The following is a 2,262-nucleotide window of genomic DNA, read 5'->3' on the forward strand; positions in this document are numbered from 1 at the left end:
CCTCGTAGCGGCCCTGGTATCGGCTGGAGTCGGACGGCGGTTCGTACCTGTCGGAATCGCCGAAACGGCTGCTACGCGGGCGCTCGTATGGGTTGCGTCGGCTGCGTGGCTCGCGACGTCCTTCCCGCGGTGATTGGCCGCGCGGGTCCGGATCGCCCTCCGGGCGGGGACGCCGCCGAGGCCGCCGCGCCGGTTCCCCGGCGTCGTAATCGCGGGCCGTCGCGCCTCTGCGAGCCGACCGCCTCGCCCGCTCGGGATGTTCGACCGACTCGGCCCCGTCGTCCGGCCCTTCCCTGGTGTGCCGCGAACGGGTTCGGGAAGACCGGGTCGCAGACCGGCTGTTGCGCGCCGTCCGTCGGGCTTTGGAGGAGCTGGACGTGCGCTTGCGACGCGCACCGGCCGAAGCGTCCTCGGCGTCGTCTGCGGCGGTTTCGGGGTGCATCAGCGACCGCAGCTTGGCGACCAGGCCACCGACGACCGACTTCGCATCGGCGCCGGTCGCGCCGCCGTCATCGTCGGACACATCAGCCGCACCCGTCACTCGCGAGTTGCCGAAGTACCACCTGATCAGGCCGACCGCGAGCACGCCGCCGGCGGTGCCCAGCATCAGCGGAAACCGCTCGATGAGCGGATAGCCACAGTTGATCAGCAGGTCTTTGAGATGGCCGACCTTGCCGTCGTGGAACAGCCAGTAGGCGCCGGGCACGGCGCAGAACAGGATCAACGGCGGCTGGATGATCGTGGTGAAGATGCCGTCCTGGCGTACCGCGAGCACCGCGGCCACACAGCCGGCTATGTAGAAGCCGGCGAAGACGTGGGTCAGATCCTTATGGCCAGCATCGATTCCGTAGCCGATGGCCGTCGCCGTGACGGCGATGAGCACGGCCGCGTACCAGGGGACGCCTGGAATGTTTGGGTGTGCCGAGCGGTGTGAAACCTCCACCGCTGGCTTTGCCCGCTGCGCTGACACATGTAGACCGTACCGGGAATGGACCGAAAGCCCCGTAAATACCACGTAGGGACACTGGGCGCGCCATGCCTTTCGCGTGGGAACGGTCCCTGGCAAAAGGCGTCGCCGCCGAGCCCTAGACTTGATTCTCCGTGAGCCTGAGCCTGGGAATTGTGGGTTTGCCCAACGTCGGCAAGTCGACGTTGTTCAACGCGTTGACCCGGAACAACGTGGTGGCGGCCAACTATCCGTTCGCGACGATCGAACCGAACGAGGGCGTGGTGCCGCTGCCCGATCCGCGACTGGACAAGCTGGCGGAGATGTTCCATTCCGAGAAGATCGTGCCCGCGCCGGTGACGTTCGTCGACATCGCCGGAATCGTGAAGGGCGCTTCCGAGGGCGCCGGGCTCGGGAACAAGTTCCTGGCCAACATCCGCGAGTGTGACGCGATCTGCCAGGTGGTGCGCGTGTTCGCCGACGACGACGTCGTGCACGTGGACGGCAAGGTCGATCCGAGGTCCGACATCGAGGTGATCGAGACCGAGCTGATTCTGGCTGACATGCAGACACTCGAGAAGGCCGTGCCGCGGCTCGAGAAGGAAGCCCGCAACAACAAGGAGCGCAAGCCGATACACGAGGCGGCCGTCGCGGCGCAGGCGGTGCTGGACTCTGGCCAGACGCTGTTCGCCGCCGGTGTCGACGCGTTAGTGCTGCGCGAGCTGAACCTGATGACCACCAAACCGTTTCTGTACGTGTTCAATTCCGATGAGTCGGTGCTGACCGACGATGCCCGCAAAGCCGAGCTGTGCGCGATGGTCGCACCTGCCGACGCGGTGTTCCTCGACGCGAAGATCGAGGCCGAACTGCAAGAGCTGGACGACGAGTCCGCTGCTGAGCTGCTGGAGTCCATCGGGCAGACCGAGCGCGGGCTAGATGCGTTGGCGCGGGCGGGTTTTCACACCCTCAAGCTGCAGACCTATCTGACGGCGGGCCCAAAAGAGTCGCGCGCCTGGGTGATTCATCAGGGCGATACCGCGCCCAAGGCCGCCGGGGTGATTCATACCGACTTCGAGAAGGGCTTCATCAAAGCCGAAATCGTGTCCTACGACGACCTGATCGCCGCCGGCTCGATGGCGGCGGCCAAGGCCGCCGGCAAGGTCCGGATGGAGGGCAAGGACTACGTAATGGCCGACGGCGACGTCGTCGAATTCCGCTTCAACGTGTAGGCGATCTTCACCATCGCTCCGGCCACTCCCCGCCCGGAGTGCGTTGCCTCACTCGGCGAATCGGAGATACCGTCGGTGTCCGGTGAC

At 66.1% G+C, this 2,262-nt stretch carries 2 protein-coding genes; one reads left to right on the plus strand and one right to left on the minus strand.

Annotation, left to right across the window (positions count from 1 at the left end; genetic code table 11):
- Nucleotides 1-970: DUF6542 domain-containing protein (locus tag VN856_RS11040; RefSeq protein ID WP_325688886.1), on the minus strand; the 970-nt coding region annotated here is incomplete at its 3' end.
- A 131-nt stretch (nt 971-1,101) separates the two neighbouring features.
- On the opposite strand from VN856_RS11040, the gene ychF reads away from it, so the two are divergent.
- Complete coding sequence (ychF, locus tag VN856_RS11045) at nt 1,102-2,175, plus strand: redox-regulated ATPase YchF (protein ID WP_325688888.1); 1,074 nt, start codon at nt 1,102-1,104, stop codon at nt 2,173-2,175.
- The last annotated feature ends 87 nt before the right edge of the window (nt 2,176-2,262 follow it).

This window comes from Mycobacterium sp., from assembly GCF_035603715.1.
GTDB lineage: Bacteria > Actinomycetota > Actinomycetes > Mycobacteriales > Mycobacteriaceae > Mycobacterium.